The organism is Vibrio sp. 10N.222.55.B11 (genome assembly GCF_041473705.1).
Classification (GTDB): domain Bacteria; phylum Pseudomonadota; class Gammaproteobacteria; order Enterobacterales; family Vibrionaceae; genus Vibrio; species Vibrio crassostreae_C.
Window position 1 is genome coordinate 138675 of the sequence record NZ_JBFRST010000004.1, and the last position, 17991, is coordinate 156665.

A 17991-nucleotide genomic window follows, 5' to 3' on the forward strand; every position below is an offset into this window, starting at 1 on the left:
AGCGACGTGATCTCACTGCGGAGACAGAATGAAAAAAATATTCAAATTTATAGGCATGTTCTTTAAAGGGATTTGGAAGCTCATTACGTTTGTACGTCTTGCGCTGGTTAACCTAGTCTTTTTACTCAGTATCGCCATCATCTACTTTGTGTACTTCCATTCAGATACGGCTCAACCGACGGTTCCACAGGATTCAGCTCTGGTGCTTAACCTGTCTGGTCCTATTGTGGAACAAAGTCGCTATATCAATCCGATGGATTCGGTCACAGGTTCACTGCTTGGCAAAGACCTTCCAAAAGAGAACATCCTGTTTGATATCGTTGAAACGATTCGCTACGCAAAAGACGATGACAAGGTTACAGGTATCGTTTTAGCACTCAAAGAGTTGCCAGAAACCAACCTAACCAAACTGCGCTACATTGCTAAAGCATTGAATGAGTTCAAAGCAACAGGCAAACCGATTTATGCGGTGGGTGACTTTTACAACCAAAGCCAATACTACCTAGCAAGCTACGCAACTAAAGTCTTCCTATCACCAGATGGCGGCGTTCTTCTTAAAGGTTACAGCGCTTATTCGCTTTACTACAAAACCTTGTTAGAGAAGCTCGATGTGAACACTCATGTGTTCCGCGTTGGTACTTACAAGTCAGCTATTGAGCCTTTCATTCGTGACGACATGTCAGATGCAGCGAAAGAGTCCGCTTCTCGTTGGTTAAGCCAACTATGGGGTGCGTACGTTGATGACGTCAGTAACAACCGTCAGATCGATGCTAAAACACTGAACCCAAGCATGGACACCTTCTTGAAAGAACTTGAGTCTGTCGATGGTGACATTGCAAAACTGGCTGAAAAACTTGGCTTAGTGGATGAGTTAGCGACACGCCAACAAGTTCGCCTAGAGCTTGCAGATGTTTTCGGCAGTGACGGTCAAGACAGCTACAACGCGTTTGGTTACTACGAATACCGTGCAACCATGCTTCCCGACATGACCAGTGAATCACACGACGTTGCCGTGATTGTTGCCAGCGGCGCAATTATGGATGGCAAGCAGCCACGTGGCACAGTTGGCGGAGATACCACTGCAGCCCTACTTCGCCAAGCACGTAACGACGATAAAGTGAAAGCCGTTGTACTTCGTGTAGATAGCCCAGGTGGCAGTGCCTTTGCTTCAGAAGTTATTCGTAATGAAATAGAAGCGATCAAGCAAGCGGGTAAGCCAGTTGTTGTGTCGATGTCGAGTCTTGCTGCTTCAGGTGGTTACTGGATCTCGATGGGCGCAGATAAGATCCTAGCTCAGCCAACCACACTAACGGGTTCGATTGGTATCTTCAGTGTTATCACTACCTTCGAAAAAGGACTGAATGATATTGGTGTTTACACAGATGGCGTTGGTACGTCACCTTTCTCAGGTCTTGGGATTACAACTGGACTTAGCGATGGCGCGAAAGACGCGTTCCAAATGGGCATTGAAAACGGATACCGTCGATTCATCAGCCTAGTTGGAGAAAATCGCGGCATGGAAGTCGATGCGGTCGACAAGATTGCTCAAGGTCGAGTTTGGACAGGTCAAGATGCGATTCAGAAAGGCTTAGTCGATGAGATTGGCGATTTCGATGATGCGGTTGCAGCGGCGGCTTCACTTGCAGAGCTTGAAAGTTACAACATCTACTGGGTTGAAGAACCACTTTCGGCGACTGAGCAATTTATTCAAGAATTTATGAACCAAATTCAGATGTCGATAGGCCTTGATATTCAGTCAATGATTCCAAGCAGTTTACAGCCCGTTACTCAACAGTTAGCTCAAGATAGCCAGCTGTTAGGCAACTTTAACGACCCACAAGGCCGATACGCTTTCTGCTTAAACTGCCAAGTTCAATAAGATAAGCTCAACGCTTTATTATCAAGAGGCACCTCTGTGTTAGGCGCCTCTTTTTATTGCATGATAATTCGCTATAATCGCCCCCCTGTTCCCTATATCACACTAAGTATTAATCGCCATGGAAAGAAAACACATCTATATCGCGTACACCGGCGGCACAATTGGCATGCAAAAGTCTATTGACCACGGCTATGTTCCTGTCGCAGGTTTCATGGATAAGCAGCTAGCTGGCATGCCTGAATTCCATCGCCCAGAGATGCCTGAGTACACCATTCACGAATACTCTCCATTAATGGACTCTTCAGATATGACGCCACTTGATTGGCAGACCATCGCTGATGACATTCGCGCGAACTACGATAAGTACGATGGTTTCGTTATCCTGCATGGTACAGACACTATGGCATACACCGCCTCTGCACTGTCTTTCATGCTTGAAAACCTCGGCAAACCTGTGATTGTTACGGGCTCTCAGATCCCATTAGCAGAGCTTCGTTCAGACGGACAAGCAAACCTGCTGAATGCACTGCACATTGCAGCAAACTACCCTATCAACGAAGTGACACTGTTCTTCAACAACAAGTTGATGCGTGGTAACCGCAGCACAAAATCACACGCAGATGGCTTCAATGCGTTTACCTCTCCAAACCTGAATCCTTTGCTAGAAGCGGGTATCAATATCCAACTTAGCAATAACGTAAAGGTAAACGAACAACCTGAAGGCGCTTTCAAGGTTCATAACATTACTCCGCAACCTATTGGCGTAATCACAATGTACCCTGGCATCTCACACGAAGTGATTCGCAACACGTTATTGCAGCCTGTGAACGCAATGATTCTGCTTACTTTTGGTGTTGGTAATGCACCACAAAACCCAGAACTGCTTCAACACCTTAAAGACGCATCAGAGCGTGGTGTTATCGTGGTGAACCTTACTCAGTGTTTAGCGGGTAAAGTGAATATGGGGGGTTACGCGACAGGTTGTGCACTGGCAGAAGCTGGCGTTGTCAGCGGTTATGATATGACACCGGAAGCGGCACTGGCGAAGTTACATTATCTACTAAGCCAAAACCTAGGCTACGAAGAAGTGAAGGCTCAAATGCAACAAGTGTTGCGTGGCGAGATGAGTTTATAACCAGTTCACAGATTCATGTTAAACCCAGTTATTCGATGATAGCAACGGCGTCTTAACGTGAACTAAATCGTTTTATTGCTTATAAATAAACGAGTTAAACTAAAAGGGGTGGCACATTGCCACCCCTTTGTTGTAATTTAAGCTTAATGATTCGGGTTAACCCTAACAATGTCTTCTTGATCTGACTTAAACTGTTTCTTTAGTTCAGACTTAGATTTAAAGCTAATTTCACCACCAGCTGCAATTGTCATATGTTGAGCTTCAGAGTTATGTTTAGATTGATATAACATAACCGCTTGCATACACGAGTCGCGCTGCTCTTTTGAGAGCGCCGTACCTTCTGGCCATTTACCCGTTTCAACTGCGTAAGTTAAACGTTCGTAGACCTCGGGTGTCATTGCGCTAAGAAGTTGTTCTGCATCCATGGTAAAGCCTTAGTTTTAACAATTTTCACCAGAAAATAACCCGTAACAGAATTGAGTCAAGAACCTGACCGATAATAAGTGCATTTGATCACAAGTGAAGGAATATGAAAATTATGAAATGGTTGGCGATTAGCCTATTGCCTTTCACTCTGGTTGGGTGTCTTGAAGGGAACAAAAATACCGATCAACTGTGCCAAAGCAACCCGGGCCTTCAGTGTGAACAATTGAACATGAACGATGGGCAATGTCGTGTCGCACGTACCGATCTTATCTGGCATCGATTTGAAGTTCAGAAGCAGCCCTCCGAAATCAACAAGATCAAAGAATTTGAATTAGTCACTGCCTACAAAAAGTGCTTAGAGCTTGCAGCACAAATTGAGACTATTGATCAATCTAAACTGCAAGAGCGCCGCTTTACTTCTTTAATGCACAGCATCGAAGAGTCTGAGCGTATTGTTTACGAGCTATCGAAATCCGATACACCAGAAACGCTTTACTTCTTGTGGTCACAAACTGGGGACACCAACGCCAGACGCAGTTTCCTACAGCTAGAAGGAAAAGAAGCATTAAATACAGCAGAGATGCAATATGCCTTGGCAACCTTCTACACCACCCGCGATCATGCAAAGACACTTAAGTTACTCAATAATGCGCTAACGCTTTCTAATGGCTCAGTAGCCAACACTGAAATCTTCAAGTCGATGGCAAGTATCAACCATAGCCTTGGCCATATGGAAAAAGCGTACGTTTGGGCGATGGTTGCCAAAGACTTTGACGTGCCGATTGCTTCTGAAGCAGAGCTAACTGTGCTGTACCGTTTCGACAAGGCAACCTATAAGAAGCTAAATAAAGACGCAGACAACATCGTCGAAGCTATTGAGGATGGAGTTTACAGTCCTTCAATCGTCCCGAGTTACTGAGCGCACCATTTAGTGTGTTCTAACCTAAGCTTCCGATTCATTCACCCGCTTTCAAAAAAAACAGCTACCTTTCTGGTAGCTGTTTTTATTTGTACTAGAGTTAATTCTGAAATCTTGGGTCGTTCAGCGTTCCTAAATCGGTAAATGCGACCTGTAAGGATTAGACAATAGTTACAAGTTATTTCGTACTTTCGTCATTTTTGTTGAAAATTAACGACACCGAATTAACACAGAATCGTTCACCTGTGGTCTTCGGACCATCAGGAAAAACGTGACCTAAATGGCTATCACAGGCGTTACAACGGATCTCTACACGCTTCATTCCGTGACTTAGATCTTCTATATAGCGTACTGCTTCATCATTCACTGGGGCATCAAAACTTGGCCAACCACACCCAGAGTCGTATTTGTTATCCGACAGAAACAAAGGGCTTTCACAGCATGTGCAGCTATAGACGCCAGTCTTATGGTTGTGCAGTAGCTTACCGCTATATGGGGCTTCAGTACCACGTTCACGACACACTGCAAATTCGTCGTCTGTTAGGCGCTCACGCCAGTATTCATCAGGCTTTATCATATTTCCTCCCTTTTGAATCACGTTAATATTTCTCCACATTCTCAGTTATTATATTTACTTTTTTCTATAAAGGCTTGCATATCAGTCGTTTTGTAGCACATACTTTCTCACCAGGAAACGTTGTACATATACACTCATAAGTGAATCATCATTTAGGGGTATTTTACCCAACTGGAAGGGTACAGAGCCACTTGCAATGGTCAATTTTCAACCACTTACACCCAATTGTTAAGAAAAGCGTCGCTTTTTTTTGACATTAAACAAGTTAAGTCGGATTATCTATTGCAGATGTATACTGGATTCTGTAATTTTACTACCAGTTATCTTTAATCAGAAATTAAGTTGTGGAGCAACTACAATGACTATCAAAGTAGGTATTAACGGTTTTGGCCGTATCGGCCGTTTCGTATTCCGCGCAGCTCAAGAGCGTGCAGACATCGAAGTAGTAGGTATTAACGATCTAATCGACGTAGAGTACATGGCATACATGCTTAAGTACGACTCAACTCACGGCCGTTTCAACGGTACTGTTGAAGTTGAAGGCGGTAACCTAATCGTTAACGGTAAAACTGTACGTGTTACAGCTGAGCGTAACCCAGAAGATCTTAAGTGGGATGCTATCGACGTAGACGTAGTTGCTGAAGCAACTGGTCTTTTCCTAACTGACGAGACTGCACGTAAGCACATCACTGCTGGCGCTAAGAAAGTAGTTCTTACTGGTCCTTCTAAAGATGCAACTCCAATGTTCGTAATGGGCGTTAACCAAGCATCTTACGCTGGTCAAGACATCGTTTCTAACGCTTCTTGTACTACTAACTGTCTTGCACCTATCGCTAAAGTACTTAACGATAAGTGGGGCATTGAGTCTGGTCTTATGACTACAGTTCACGCTACTACAGCAACTCAAAAAACTGTAGATGGCCCTTCTGCTAAAGACTGGCGCGGTGGCCGTGGTGCTTCTCAAAACATCATCCCATCTTCAACTGGTGCTGCTAAAGCTGTAGGCGTTGTTCTTCCAGAACTAAACGGCCTTCTAACTGGTATGGCTTTCCGTGTACCAACTGCTAACGTATCTGTAGTTGACCTAACAGTTAACCTAAAAGAAGCTGCATCTTACGAAGAAATTTGTGCTGCAATGAAAGAAGCTTCTGAAGGCGAAATGGCTGGCGTTCTTGGTTACACTGAAGACCAAGTAGTATCACAAGATTTCATCGGTGAAGTTCAAACTTCAGTATTCGATGCTAAAGCTGGTGTTGCTCTAACTGACAAATTCGTTAAAGTTGTATCTTGGTACGACAACGAAATCGGTTACTCAAACAAAGTTCTAGACCTAATCGCTCACATCTCTAAGTAATTTCTTTTTAGAAATAGCTTTAGATAAGCATTAGCGAAGACTGTTTTGAGCAGACTTTGAAAAAGGCGACCTTAGTGTCGCCTTTTTAATACCTGCTATCTTTTAAACCGCGTCTATCTAAGCTCATCAAGATAGCCCAAATGCAAAATTCAATTCTAATACTGGCTCTGCTTGTTACTTATGAAAACACAAGCATCACTCTAGTCAGCATTTGAATTCAATTTCCTTAGAAGGATCATGTAATGGATTTATCTACTCTACCTGCATTGGCGGCACTTTCTGACAACGTCACTATCGTTGAACACGAAGGTGTAAAACTGGTTCGCGTTATCCACGATAAAGCAAACGCAGCGATTTCACTGTTTGGCGGCCACGTGGTGTCATTCCAACCGCAAGGTCAAGAAGACCTGATTTGGATGAGCCAACAAGCTAAATTCGATGGTAAAACGGCTCTGCGTGGTGGTATTCCAGTATGTTGGCCTTGGTTTGGTCGCATTGCAGCACCTGCACATGGTTTTGCTCGTTCAAGTGAATGGCAATTGGTTGAGCACCGTGAAAGCGAAGCTGGCGTGATTGTTAGCTTAGGTCTGAAGCCAAGCGAAGAGACGCTAGCAGTATGGCCTCATCAGTTCGATGCACGTTTGAATGTTGAGATCGGTGAGCAACTAAAAGTAACCCTGGACGTGAAGAACACAGATTCACAACCATGGACTTTCTCTGGTGCGCTGCACACTTACCTAAACGTTGCTGACATTCATAACACCACCACCACAGGTATGGGCGCTGAGTACATCGATAGCCTGCAAGGTAGCAAGATCTGCCAAGGCGGTGATGAACTGGTACTAACCGACACGATTGACCGTGTTTACACGCAACCAGAAACGCAAATTTTTGTTGCTGACAAGAAGCTGGATCGCACGCTAACAGTTGAAAACCACGGTCATAACTCTGCAGTACTGTGGAACCCGTGGGCAGAAGGCGCTGCAAGTATGGGCGACATGCAAGACGATGGTTACCTAACTATGATGTGCGTAGAATCAACACTGCACGCGCCAAGCCTAGAAGCCGGTAAAACACTCCGGCCGGGTGAAAACCACCAACTGATCACTGTGATTAGTGCCCAATAACCGTATAAATACAGTTATAAAAAACGATTTTTGAGCGGCTTTATGTCGCTCTTTTACTTTTTGGTTTTAGCTCGTTACACTTGCGCTGTCTATTCTCCTTTAGAGGTCTCCATGACTTACCAATGCCCTTTGTGTCACCAACCTTTATCTCAAAACGATCGTACGTTTAAGTGTGAAAAGAACCATCAGTTCGACCTAGCGAAAGAAGGCTACGTCAATTTGATGCCTGCGCACCACAAACGCTCAAAAGATCCAGGTGACAACAAAGAGATGATGCAGGCACGTCGTCGCTTCCTTGAAGGTAACCACTATGACTCAATGCGCCAAGCGGTGGTGACGTTGTGTTCTCGCTATCTACCAGAAGAGACGCCTAGCCTATTGGATATTGGTTGTGGCGAAGGTTATTACACCAACGAAATTGCTGTGAATCTTCAAGAAAAGAAAGGGGCTACTTTTGGCCTAGACATTTCTAAGATTGCTATCAAATACGCCGCTAAACGCTACCCTGCTGTCGACTTCTCAGTTGCATCAAGCCATCGCCTACCCTTTGCTGAAAACAGCTTAGACGGAATTCTACGCATTTACGCGCCTTGCAAGGCTGAAGAGTTACAACGCACCATCAAAGATAATGGTGTGGTGATCACCGTGACACCAGCTAGCCGACACCTGTATCAACTGCGTGATGCAATTTATGATGGCGTTCGCTTGCACGACGAAGATCCAGAAGTGATCGAAGGTTTTACGCTTGAGCATCAAGAGCAACTAAACTATATGATGGAACTATCGGGGTCAGATGCATTCGACCTGCTACAGATGACGCCGTTTGCTTGGAAGGCGAGTGAAGAGTTTAAACTACAACTCACCGAGGCAGAGCAATTCAACTGTGAAGCTGACTTTATGCTGCGAGTGTACCGCAAACAAATTTAATTGATATTGATTATCGTTTGCATTGAAATCTTATCTTGCCTCCTTTAGTATGCGTGTTCTTCAAGGAGGCATTTCATGCAACGTATTATTCTTATCGGATTAGCTACTCTTCTCACGGCTTGTGCTAGTCAACCTGCAAAAGACACTTCTCAAAAAGTGGCTCAAACGGAATCCGTTTCCACATTCTATGACTACCAGTTCGCTTCTCCACAAGGCGAAACACTTTCTCTCGATGCATTACCCGAGCAGCTGATTGACGCTGATGTGGTTCTAATTGGCGAATGGCACACGCATTCTGCCATTCACCGCTTCCAAACCGACTTCTTAAAAGCGCGCCGCAACTCAACATCAAACATTGCGCTTTCAATGGAACAGTTCACTCGAGAGCACCAAGCCACACTTGACCAATACTTAAACGGCGAAATTGGCGAACAAATTCTCATGTCTCAAGCGGCAGCTTGGCCAAATTACGAAAGTGATTACCGCGCGTTAGTTGAGTTCGCAAAAGCCAACGACGTCGATGTTATTGCGGCAAATGCACCAAAGCCATTCGTGCAGTGTATTGGCCGTAAAGGATTGCCTTACCTAGACCAATTATCGACCGAGCAACGCCAATGGATTGCTGCCGAAGTGGATACTGGCGATAGCCCTTACAAAGAAAAGTTCATGGCTTCTATGCATCACGGTACGCCAGAGCAAACAGAAAAGCAGTTTGCCGCTCAGGTTACCTGGGACGAAACCATGGCTGAGTCGATTGTGGATTACCTAGCATCAAACCCTGATAAACAAGTGATTCACGTGGCTGGAAAGTTCCACACCGAGGGTGGTTTAGGGACGGCGGCATCAATTCTACGTCGTAACCCTGATTTAAAAATCGCCATCATCAGCCCGGTTGAAGCGATCTCATCGGATAGCGGTGATTATCAGCTTGAAGTGCTTTCGCCGCCGGCTCGCTTTGTAAAGAAAGAGAACCGAATGAAGGCATACAAGCATCTGTCAAAACGTAGCGCTAGCCTAGAGTGTGAGTAGGATCTGTTGATCCACTCTTCTAAGCTAAAGAGTCGATGGGCTAATCCTAGATAATTAGCCCATCGTCACAACTTGATCACGTTCCCGCCATTCATCCTAACTCTATCTAAAATCAAACATTCTTATCGGCACAAGACTTGCTTAGTAAATAGACGATTTAACCAAGCAGACGAAAATGTAATGTGCGAATAAAAAAACATCACTATCGATGATTAATTGCACAAGTTTTTCACACCTCTGCCGATACTATATTTAAGGATAGGTAAGGAGAGCTATATGACGCCAGTAGGAACGAGTAATACTCAGCTGTATTCGCCTTCGCAGATGAACGCTAAGAGTTCAGCTAACGAAGCTGAAAAGCCGACACCGCTTAAGGTTGAGCAAAATACGGTTAGGCTTTCTGATGAAGGCAAAGCACTCTTATCTGTCCTAAAAGAAATTGATAAAGAAGCGAAGAAAGTCGAAGCAGAAAACGCGACAGTTACCGATAAAGTTGAGTCATTCGCTCATGGTGCCTTGGGTATGGATCACCCAGATAAGATTGAAGAAGAAGATGATGGTTCTTATTCAGCGGGGCAATACCTGTCCGCAGCGGCAACCGTAGGCGGTATTCTTCTCGCACTCATTTAGCCTTGCCAACCTATCGCATTCTCTAGAATAAAAGCGATTTATCGTTACGACAATAGACCCGATTAGGTCTAAAAAACGAGTTCATTCCATAATTCCGCTCTCATTTTAATGGAATAATACTCGTGAAAAACACTTTTGAGCTTATCGATAAGCCAACCTTTTTTGGTGCTATAGCACTCCTACTCACGATAGTTTTCCCGCTCATTTTGTTCCCTGCACAGGGCGCAGACTGGATTGCGGTTGCGAAAACATTCATGACTGATCAACTCGGATTCCTGTATCTTGCTCTAGGTCTCGCAGCCTGTGCATTTATGGTGTACGTAGTATTCAGTGATATGGGACAAATTAAACTGGGCGAAGCTGATGAAGAGCCTGAGTTTAAAACTGCATCATGGGCTGCCATGCTATTTTGTGGCGGTATCGGTGCAAGTATCTTGTATTGGGGCTGTATTGAGTGGGCTTACTACTACCAATCACCGCCTTTCCAACTAGAACCTGGCAGTGAAGAAGCAGTACGCTGGGCTGCGACCTACGGCCTATTCCACTGGGGACCAATCGCATGGTCTATCTACCTAATCCCGGCAATTCCTATCGCTTACTTCTTCTACGTACGTAAACAACCTGTTCTAAAGATTTCAAGCGCATTAATGCCTGTTCTTGGTGAACACCGTAGTAAAGGCGTACCAGGAAAGATCGTTGATATCCTATTCATTTTCGGTCTATTAGGCGGCGCTGCAACAACATTAGGTTTAGCCGCTCCTCTGATCACTGAAGGTCTAAATCACCTATTTGGTCTACCTAAAAATAACCTAACGCAAGTGATGGTGCTTTTAGTGTGTACTGCGATTTTTGCTTACTCATCTTATGCTGGATTGGAAAAAGGCATCAAGATCCTAAGTAACATCAACTTCTGGGGTGCGATGGGTCTACTGGCTTTCGTTCTGATCGCGGGTCCAACAATCTTCATGTTAGAAACAGGCTTAGACTCAATTGGTCGTCTACTGTCTAACTTCTTCGTGATGGCAACGTGGGCTGAACCATTTGGTGGTTACGGTACATTCGAAAACACTCACTTCCCACAAGACTGGACGATTTTCTACTGGGCATGGTGGCTAGTATTTGCACCGAGTATGGGTCTGTTTGTTGCGCGTATCTCTCGCGGCAGAACCATCAAACAAATGGTGTCAGGGTCGATCTTCTTTGGTTCTCTAGGTTGTTTCCTGTTCTTCATGATCTTAGGTAACTACGGCCTATCACTGCAGCTTTCTGGTGAGCTAGATGTCGTTGCCATTTTGAATGCGGAAGGCGCAACCAAAGCTATCTTCTCGATGCTTGCACAATTGCCAATGAGCACGCTGGTTATCGCTGTATTTACAATGCTGTGTATCATTTTCACGGCAACAACATTTGACTCTATCTCATACATCCTAGCGTCTGTTGTACAAAATAACGTGACCGAAGAGCCAATGCGCTGGAACCGTATGTTCTGGGCATTTACTCTGTCGTTCTTACCAACGATTCTAATGTTCTTAGGCGGTCTAAGTACGCTACAAACGGCGGCGATTGTTGGTGGCTTACCACTGCTTGCTATCTCTGTGATGCTGATGATTTCAGCGGTTCGTGCGACTAACCTCGACCTACGCCATCAAGATGCGTATATCGAGCCAACGATCAACATCGAAGAACTGCCAGACATGGACCCTTGGTCTGCTGAAGGTATGGCGTTGGCTCAGTTTGAGAAAGAAAGAGATGCAGCACAAGAAGCCGCAGAACTTGAGCGTGTTGCTTACACAGAACTTGCCGCAATGAAGAAAGAAATTCGCGCTTATGTGTTAGAACAAGGTTCACAAATGGAAACTCACGAGTTACCAGAGAACCTACAACAAGCACTTGAGCAGGCCGAGAGTAATCTTAGTGCCGCACAAGCGAAAAAGATCGAGTTATCTGAGCAAGCTCAGAATGCTCGTATCACGTTCAATCAGGTGGTTGCAGACTTACCGCTTGCTTAACATTAGCCATGACACAGTCCATTGATTTGGACCCTCCTAAATACGACAAAGGCTCACAGAAATGTGAGCCTTTTTTTTATTCGGGTGATTGACTAGTCTTCGTTAACTAGCGGTTCGGGTGGTTCAAGATTTCCAAGAATTAACTTTTGTTTTTATGAATCATGAGAGAGGCCAGCAATACCAATGAGTTCATGGCTTTCTCAACAAAAAGCCCTTTCTCTAAGCAAAACCTGAGAAAATCATCCAAAAATTCTCAACTATCCCATCAAGTCAATCAAAGCAATTCTCGACATTTTGTTGCTAATCGGTGCTCTACTCCTCTGCATCAAACAACCGCGACCATCACACACACTCGACCATCCGCTGAAACTCGTTTCTGGACATTTTTGTGTCAGTGTTTTTGCTAAATTAGCAATTTATGAATAACTACAGGTATGGAAAACCACTAACTTGGTGCCATGCGTGAATAGACTAGTTCAAGGCGCAATGCCCCTCGATCATCATCGAATAATTTACTTAATAAAGTGGCTTCGGGCTTGTTCACAGTCGGGATTTGACGTTGGCTGCGCAACGCTTAATACTTATTAGTTATGTATATTTATTGCTGATGGGCTAGGTTGTCTACAGTTTTCTGGTTGGTAATGACTTTTTCAACCAGCAAAGGCAAAGTGCCTCCCAAGTATAAAGCGGCAAGCCAATTACTAACTGCGCCAAAGGCAACGGCTAAAGCAGTTAATACCAATGCACCAAAAGGTATCAAAAATAGTTTGATAGCAAAAAACTCCAGATTGAGATCGATTTTCTTCTCTGGTTCAACCTTTTGCCTAGTAATCAAATCACTCATGAGAGGAAATAATCCACCAAAGAAACCTGTAAAGCACAGCAATACAGAAAGCGAAACTGACATTCCTATAATTTCAACATTAGTAGACACGATTCAGCACAGCTCCCATCATTTTCTCTTTCCACGTTGCTTTCTTTTGATAGTGCTTTCTAGTGGTAACTAATTTTTCGCCATTTACTCCTTTGCGATATAGCTCAACCACTTCTTCTTTATGCTCTTGCAATGCCTTTTTTACTTCAGCCTCAGAAACATTAGCAGCTTTAGCCACACCTCCAATTGTTCGAAAAGTATACTTATCGTCCTCAAGAGCTTTTTTAATGCGAGTATACAAATCGACTCTGACGATCTTCTTTTTTTCTTTTTTCTTTTGCTTAGTCTTAAGTATCAACCTGACCTCCTCAAAGAATATATCTACGCCCAATTAAGGGGTGAACAACGCTACCACCCACACCTAATGCATTGTCCCATAAACACTAAATTTGAAGTAGAACCCAAAATTCCAAGTGTTGTGAATCCGACTTAAAAGCCTTGTATGGTGTAGTTTTCATTACTTCAGGGACTTTAAAAAACCTAAAACTACATTGCCCCAATAATAATTCCACAACAACTTGTAAAGTGCCTTAAGGATCGACCAGTAGCTAATACCGAAAAAGCCCACTACAGCGAGAAGCATTAGCCAAATAGGAGTATTTGCCAACTCCTTGAAGTATAGGACTGCATTGTCGGAAGTAATCCCAAAAAACCAGCAAACGGCGAGAATTGCCAAACAAATACCAAGTACGATTAAACTTGTTACTAGGTTGAGGATTAATTCAAAAATTTTCACTGCTACTTCTTCAAGAGTTTTAACTCGACCCTCTAATGCTGAACCACTCATATATCTTCCTTTAAATCAATGATATCCCATAGACACAACGCCTCTACCCAGACCTAAAGCATTGTGCCATAAACACTAAACTTGAAGTAGAAGCAAAAGTGCCAAGCGTGGGGAATCACTCTTAAATTGTTAGCCAAGACTGGCAACACCAATACAAATTCCAATCACTGTTAACACAAACATTAGAGTCTGATGCTCTTGAAAGAATTGATTTGATTTAGATAAAAACGAGCTACACCCTGATTTGTTGTTCTGGTTAACATAGCAGTTGTATCCAAGTTCTGAAATGAAGTACTTTCCGGGTTCTTTTTCCAAATAACCCGACCTAACCATTCCATTAAGTAGTGTTCGTGACACAGCATAATCGCTGTAGCTACCTTGCTCAATTTTTGATTTATAGTATTTTATTAAATCCTTGGTGCTATTATTCTTTGAGATATAGTCACCGGAAACGAAGAAGTTTTCCAAATTAGATGAATTAGTAAAACCTCTTCTAACATATTCATTCCCAAGTTCGGTAAGTACCTTGAATGCATTCTCGTCATTCATAACCAAACTATTTTCACTTGGCTCCATTCATACTCCGTAATTCCATTGTATTGCCTAACGCCGCGAATCTGTCTTAAACGTTTGTATGTGTATTCTCACAATGAGTGATCCTCTAAGTTACTTTAAAAGGTCCTCTATTCAGTCAATTGAGCCAGTTTCTTCTCTAGAATACTCTTACCTAACCCTAGGACTACTTTTACAGCTTCTGTTGGACCGGCGTCTTTAAAGTTGTCAACGAGCTTTTCTAACACTCCGGGTTTAACTAAATCAGCAGCAAACTGGTGTCCTGTTGCTGTCAATCTTAGTGGGATGAAACTCAATATAACATCATTTCGACCTGACCTTTGAAAGCCCAATCCTTGAATTCTATTACTGACACTTTCAATAAGCCCCTGATCTTCCAGTATTTCCAAATGGAATACCATTTTTATCTTTGCATCAAAATCAGCATGAAGCGGCTTAAACTGTTCTTGATTTAGATTAAAATCCAACTCTTCATTATCGAGGACAAGTGCCAAGAAATCCTTTATATATTCGAAATCGACCCTCATATTTTTTCCTTATCGTTTATACACATAACATTTTTAATAACAGGTAGTCTCAGTTTTCTACCTGCCCGCCTTTCGATTAACTTATCATAAGTCACTAAAAATTAAAGAAAATACATCGAAATGTGTACTCTATCCGCACATAAAAACGCGCCGGCGTGTTATCCAAGACACAAAAATCACAAACCTATTAAGAAACAATGGTTTACAAAATCAGCTATCGACAAATCGAGACCAAACACTCAATAAAACATGCCACTTTCCATATTCAAACTTAATAAACTGTGTAGATATACAGAAAATAAAGTAAAGATGGTAAGTAAATCAGCCATGAACTTGATATTAGGTTTTGTAGAGAAAACGCTAGTATTCAAAAATGTGTAGAGCATTTGATCTAACAAGGTTTGGGGCAAAGACGTTCTAACAACGTTCTAACAGTGTACGAAGCACACCCTTGTCGGATAGGCGGCACCTGTTGCCAGGTGCCTCCCTCCTCAGAACCGTACGTGCAACTTTCACTGCATACGGCTCAAGCCTCCACAAAGGCACCGTTAAGCACCCAGTAAATAAATTACCTTTGCGATACACACTTAAAGCTTTAAAACTGACCAATGGTCACTCAGTGAATAAGAAACCACGGTTCGTTGTCAGAAGACGCACTAATTTCATTCGAAATCATCATTTGCTTTTCTTCTTTAATAAAGTTCTTCAAGCTATCTCGCAACGGGAGACCAGCTAGAAGTCAGCTCGCTTTCGCGCCAGATATAAACCTGTATCCCCTTCATTACAAAGGGGCATTCGCTTTCTCTAGCCTCCTTTACCTGCATACCTATCGGCAACCCTCACAGGTTGCTTTCCCATAGGGAGGTATACAGGCTTACCCTGTTCCGTATGTTGCGTAAAAATGTCAACTTAGATGCCCACTATAGTGCGAAGAGTACGCTGATCACGAAAGAGTAATGTCCAATCTCTTTCCGACTCTCATTGCCATTTTGGCTACAGCGTATTAACCACTTCCGCTGCTTCATCGTATAACGCACCTTACATGGATTCACATTACATTCATCATATTGACTCCCTAGCACTCACCCGAATTGTGGTTCTCAGGAGGAACATCCTCTCACGATTCCGTTCCCACTCAGCGTAAGATCTGAGTTTCGTTACATTGTCGGTTCCGCTGCTTTATTCAGGAACCTAGGGTCATCTGGTGATACAGACGGTTCACTCTTGTCGTGGTGAACAACGCTTCATACGACTTCAGGTCGCACGGACATAAACGATTTAGAAAATTAATTCAGTTTGTATATCTCTAGATAAGGTTTTGTATTGAAAACGTCTTAGCAAGTCGCCATCTTCACTTCACCACTGAATTACACCAATAATCATTAGTATCTTAAATATTTCTAGTGATTAAATGTGTTAGTCTTGGCGAAACAAAGCAAATATGGAACCTGTTTTATGTTGGGCAAGTTCACAGAGGTGACTGATTATTTTTCTGATATGGGTGTTCCGCCTCAAGCGGTTAAATCCCTGTCAACTCAGTTTAGATTGCTCTCACTGAACCCATCAGATATTTTGCTCGCACAGGGATCTCAGCAGGACTATGGTTATTTTATCATGTCCGGTATACTTAGAGCTTGTCATTACGGTGAGAATGGTCAGGAGCGATGCAAAGAGTTTTATTTTAAAGGTGAACTATGTTTCCTCTATTCAAGTTGGTTACAGGAAATGTCTGCCCAATATCAAATTGAAGCAATTACAACAGCAGAAGTGATAAGAATCCCCTTGAATTTACTGACATTGCCTTCGTTCTTACAAGCCAAAGTCACACTGTTACAACAACAGTTAATATTCAAAGAGCAAAAAGAGGCTCTGCTATTACTCCACACCCCTGAGCAAAGGTACCAGCATTTACTGCAGTATTGGCCAAATTGGTTAATCAAACTTAATAACATTCAGATAGCTAGCTATATCGGTATCAGCCCTGTCAGCCTATCGAGATTGAAAGCCAGAATTAAAAACTAAATATAAGAAGTAGGAATTAACTTTAGTTAATTCCTACTTTGGGATATGTACGCATAATCCCACCTCCATATTTATCATAAATTTTGTAGGAGGGAAGCATGTCGGCATTTCTTTGGTCCCAAGTATTGATAGCAATCGCCATTGTATTCGATCTGATATCATTTCAATTTAAACAAAGACAAAAAATTGTCTGTTGCTTATGTATATCAGGCATCCTGATTAGCACCCACTTTGCTCTACTAGAACAATGGACCGCTGCAAGCTTAATGTTACTCGCGAGTGTTCGCTATTTCACTAGCATTTTTACTACATCAAAAAAATTGATGCTCCTATTTTTAACATCTGCGGTAGTGATCACTGTGGTGACCTTTGTTGACTTTATCAGTTTGCTTAGTTTTGGCGGAACGCTATTTCAGACCACTGCTGCATTTTGTCAAAGTGATCAACGTTTACGTCAATTAATGATTTTCGGAACTTTGCTCTGGCTAATACACAATTATCTTGTAGGTTCTCCTATCGCTGTGCTGATGGAGTTGTTGTTTATTGGCAGCAATATTATTGGTTATTATCGTTATTATGGGATACATCTGAGTATGTTGAATCATAACAAGTCCATATAAATATATTAGGCAATACTTAAGTGACAAGCATCATGAAAACGGAGCATTTTTAGCAGGAGCGATTCATATTAATATGACCTAAATGACTACTAACTCTAAATCATTTGGGGCGTACGACGTGAGGTCGTACAGATATAAATAACTTAGAGCAATTACTCCAAATTATTTATATCTGATTAGAAAAAATAAGTTGATTGTCTTAAGCGCTTAAGAGCGAACTCATCAGATTGAACGATCGACTCATCGAAAACTATCACCTTTTGGCCTGTCATGACCTTCAAGGACTTCAATCAGCAGGTGTTGATATCGAAGAAGCAGATTTCGGTGTGAAACTTGAGGAGGCGATTCGTTCTATTCTAGAGCAACTAGGCATGACTGTTGATGAGGATTTGAGAAAAGATATCAATACAGCTAAAGACAAAGCTAACATCATCATTTCGTTAGAAAATGATGATGTTATCGTTGGTGAAACAAAGTCATTGACAAATTGACAATTTTCCAAATGCTCTTCAACAT

The 17991-nt window shown here is 42.8% G+C and carries 19 protein-coding genes; 12 read left to right on the forward strand and 7 right to left on the reverse strand.

Annotated features, from left to right (window positions below):
• The first annotated feature begins 28 nt into the window (after window positions 1-28).
• Both sppA and ansA read left to right on the forward strand, forming a co-directional pair.
• Entirely contained in the window at window positions 29-1879 is a 1851-nt protein-coding gene (sppA, locus tag AB4503_RS01740; RefSeq protein WP_372113468.1) for a signal peptide peptidase SppA, read from the forward strand.
• Window positions 1880-1997: 118 nt separating this feature from the next.
• Window positions 1998-3014 carry an asparaginase gene (gene ansA, locus AB4503_RS01745; RefSeq protein ID WP_019823767.1) on the forward strand — a complete coding sequence of 339 codons (1017 nt, stop codon included), beginning with the start codon at window positions 1998-2000 and terminating at the stop codon, window positions 3012-3014.
• A gap of 143 nt (window positions 3015-3157) precedes the next feature.
• Here ansA and AB4503_RS01750 read toward each other — a convergent pair whose 3' ends face one another.
• Window positions 3158-3439, reverse strand: coding sequence for a YeaC family protein (locus AB4503_RS01750; RefSeq protein WP_010437067.1), 282 nt, complete (start codon window positions 3437-3439; stop codon window positions 3158-3160).
• A 113-nt stretch (window positions 3440-3552) separates the two neighbouring features.
• Between AB4503_RS01750 and AB4503_RS01755 the strand changes: the two genes are divergently transcribed.
• Window positions 3553-4359: a DUF2989 domain-containing protein gene (locus AB4503_RS01755; protein ID WP_333919044.1), complete on the forward strand. Its 807-nt coding sequence runs from the start codon at window positions 3553-3555 to the stop codon at window positions 4357-4359.
• A 178-nt stretch (window positions 4360-4537) separates the two neighbouring features.
• Here AB4503_RS01755 and msrB read toward each other — a convergent pair whose 3' ends face one another.
• Window positions 4538-4975, reverse strand: coding sequence for a peptide-methionine (R)-S-oxide reductase MsrB (msrB, locus tag AB4503_RS01760; protein ID WP_080967323.1), 438 nt, complete (start codon window positions 4973-4975; stop codon window positions 4538-4540).
• A 319-nt stretch (window positions 4976-5294) separates the two neighbouring features.
• On the opposite strand from msrB, the gene gap reads away from it, so the two are divergent.
• The 6 genes from gap to AB4503_RS01790 all read left to right on the forward strand — a co-directional run bounded on the left by gap (window position 5295) and on the right by AB4503_RS01790 (window position 12012).
• Window positions 5295-6290 carry a type I glyceraldehyde-3-phosphate dehydrogenase gene (gene gap, locus AB4503_RS01765; protein WP_017059382.1) on the forward strand — a complete coding sequence of 332 codons (996 nt, stop codon included), beginning with the start codon at window positions 5295-5297 and terminating at the stop codon, window positions 6288-6290.
• A 242-nt stretch (window positions 6291-6532) separates the two neighbouring features.
• The gene (locus AB4503_RS01770; protein ID WP_372113470.1) at window positions 6533-7417 is read left to right on the forward strand and encodes a D-hexose-6-phosphate mutarotase; all 885 of its coding nucleotides are present in this window, start codon (window positions 6533-6535) and stop codon (window positions 7415-7417) included.
• A 111-nt stretch (window positions 7418-7528) separates the two neighbouring features.
• Window positions 7529-8344 (forward strand): 23S rRNA (guanine(745)-N(1))-methyltransferase, encoded by an 816-nt coding sequence (gene rlmA / locus AB4503_RS01775; RefSeq protein WP_372113472.1) that lies wholly within the window; start codon window positions 7529-7531, stop codon window positions 8342-8344.
• Window positions 8345-8419: 75 nt separating this feature from the next.
• Window positions 8420-9373 carry a ChaN family lipoprotein gene (locus tag AB4503_RS01780; protein ID WP_017067181.1) on the forward strand — a complete coding sequence of 318 codons (954 nt, stop codon included), beginning with the start codon at window positions 8420-8422 and terminating at the stop codon, window positions 9371-9373.
• Between the two features lie 276 nt (window positions 9374-9649).
• Window positions 9650-10003, forward strand: coding sequence for a hypothetical protein (locus tag AB4503_RS01785; protein WP_065584854.1), 354 nt, complete (start codon window positions 9650-9652; stop codon window positions 10001-10003).
• Window positions 10004-10125: 122 nt separating this feature from the next.
• On the forward strand, window positions 10126-12012 hold the full coding sequence (locus tag AB4503_RS01790; protein WP_372113474.1) for a BCCT family transporter: 1887 nt from the start codon (window positions 10126-10128) through the stop codon (window positions 12010-12012).
• Between the two features lie 598 nt (window positions 12013-12610).
• Here AB4503_RS01790 and AB4503_RS01795 read toward each other — a convergent pair.
• The 5 genes from AB4503_RS01795 to AB4503_RS01815 all read right to left on the reverse strand — a co-directional run bounded on the left by AB4503_RS01795 (window position 12611) and on the right by AB4503_RS01815 (window position 14833).
• Window positions 12611-12946 (reverse strand): hypothetical protein, encoded by a 336-nt coding sequence (locus tag AB4503_RS01795; RefSeq protein ID WP_048666281.1) that lies wholly within the window; start codon window positions 12944-12946, stop codon window positions 12611-12613.
• Window positions 12936-13244 carry a hypothetical protein gene (locus AB4503_RS01800; RefSeq protein WP_048666282.1) on the reverse strand — a complete coding sequence of 103 codons (309 nt, stop codon included), beginning with the start codon at window positions 13242-13244 and terminating at the stop codon, window positions 12936-12938. The genes AB4503_RS01795 and AB4503_RS01800 overlap by 11 nt, the downstream gene beginning before the upstream one ends.
• 159 nt (window positions 13245-13403) lie before the next feature.
• Window positions 13404-13733, reverse strand: coding sequence for a hypothetical protein (locus tag AB4503_RS01805; protein WP_048666283.1), 330 nt, complete (start codon window positions 13731-13733; stop codon window positions 13404-13406).
• Between the two features lie 129 nt (window positions 13734-13862).
• Complete coding sequence (locus AB4503_RS01810; RefSeq protein ID WP_372113476.1) at window positions 13863-14309, reverse strand: hypothetical protein; 447 nt, start codon at window positions 14307-14309, stop codon at window positions 13863-13865.
• 107 nt (window positions 14310-14416) lie between these two features.
• Window positions 14417-14833, reverse strand: coding sequence for a DUF2513 domain-containing protein (locus AB4503_RS01815; protein ID WP_048666285.1), 417 nt, complete (start codon window positions 14831-14833; stop codon window positions 14417-14419).
• Between the two features lie 1455 nt (window positions 14834-16288).
• Between AB4503_RS01815 and AB4503_RS01820 the strand changes: the two genes are divergently transcribed.
• The 3 genes from AB4503_RS01820 (at window position 16289) to AB4503_RS01830 (ending at window position 17966) form a co-directional block, all read left to right on the forward strand.
• Window positions 16289-16855 (forward strand): Crp/Fnr family transcriptional regulator, encoded by a 567-nt coding sequence (locus AB4503_RS01820; RefSeq protein WP_102291320.1) that lies wholly within the window; start codon window positions 16289-16291, stop codon window positions 16853-16855.
• Window positions 16856-16953: 98 nt separating this feature from the next.
• Window positions 16954-17475: a YgjV family protein gene (locus AB4503_RS01825; protein ID WP_372113479.1), complete on the forward strand. Its 522-nt coding sequence runs from the start codon at window positions 16954-16956 to the stop codon at window positions 17473-17475.
• Window positions 17476-17702: 227 nt separating this feature from the next.
• Entirely contained in the window at window positions 17703-17966 is a 264-nt protein-coding gene (locus AB4503_RS01830; protein WP_372113481.1) for a hypothetical protein, read from the forward strand.
• Window positions 17967-17991 lie beyond the last annotated feature (25 nt).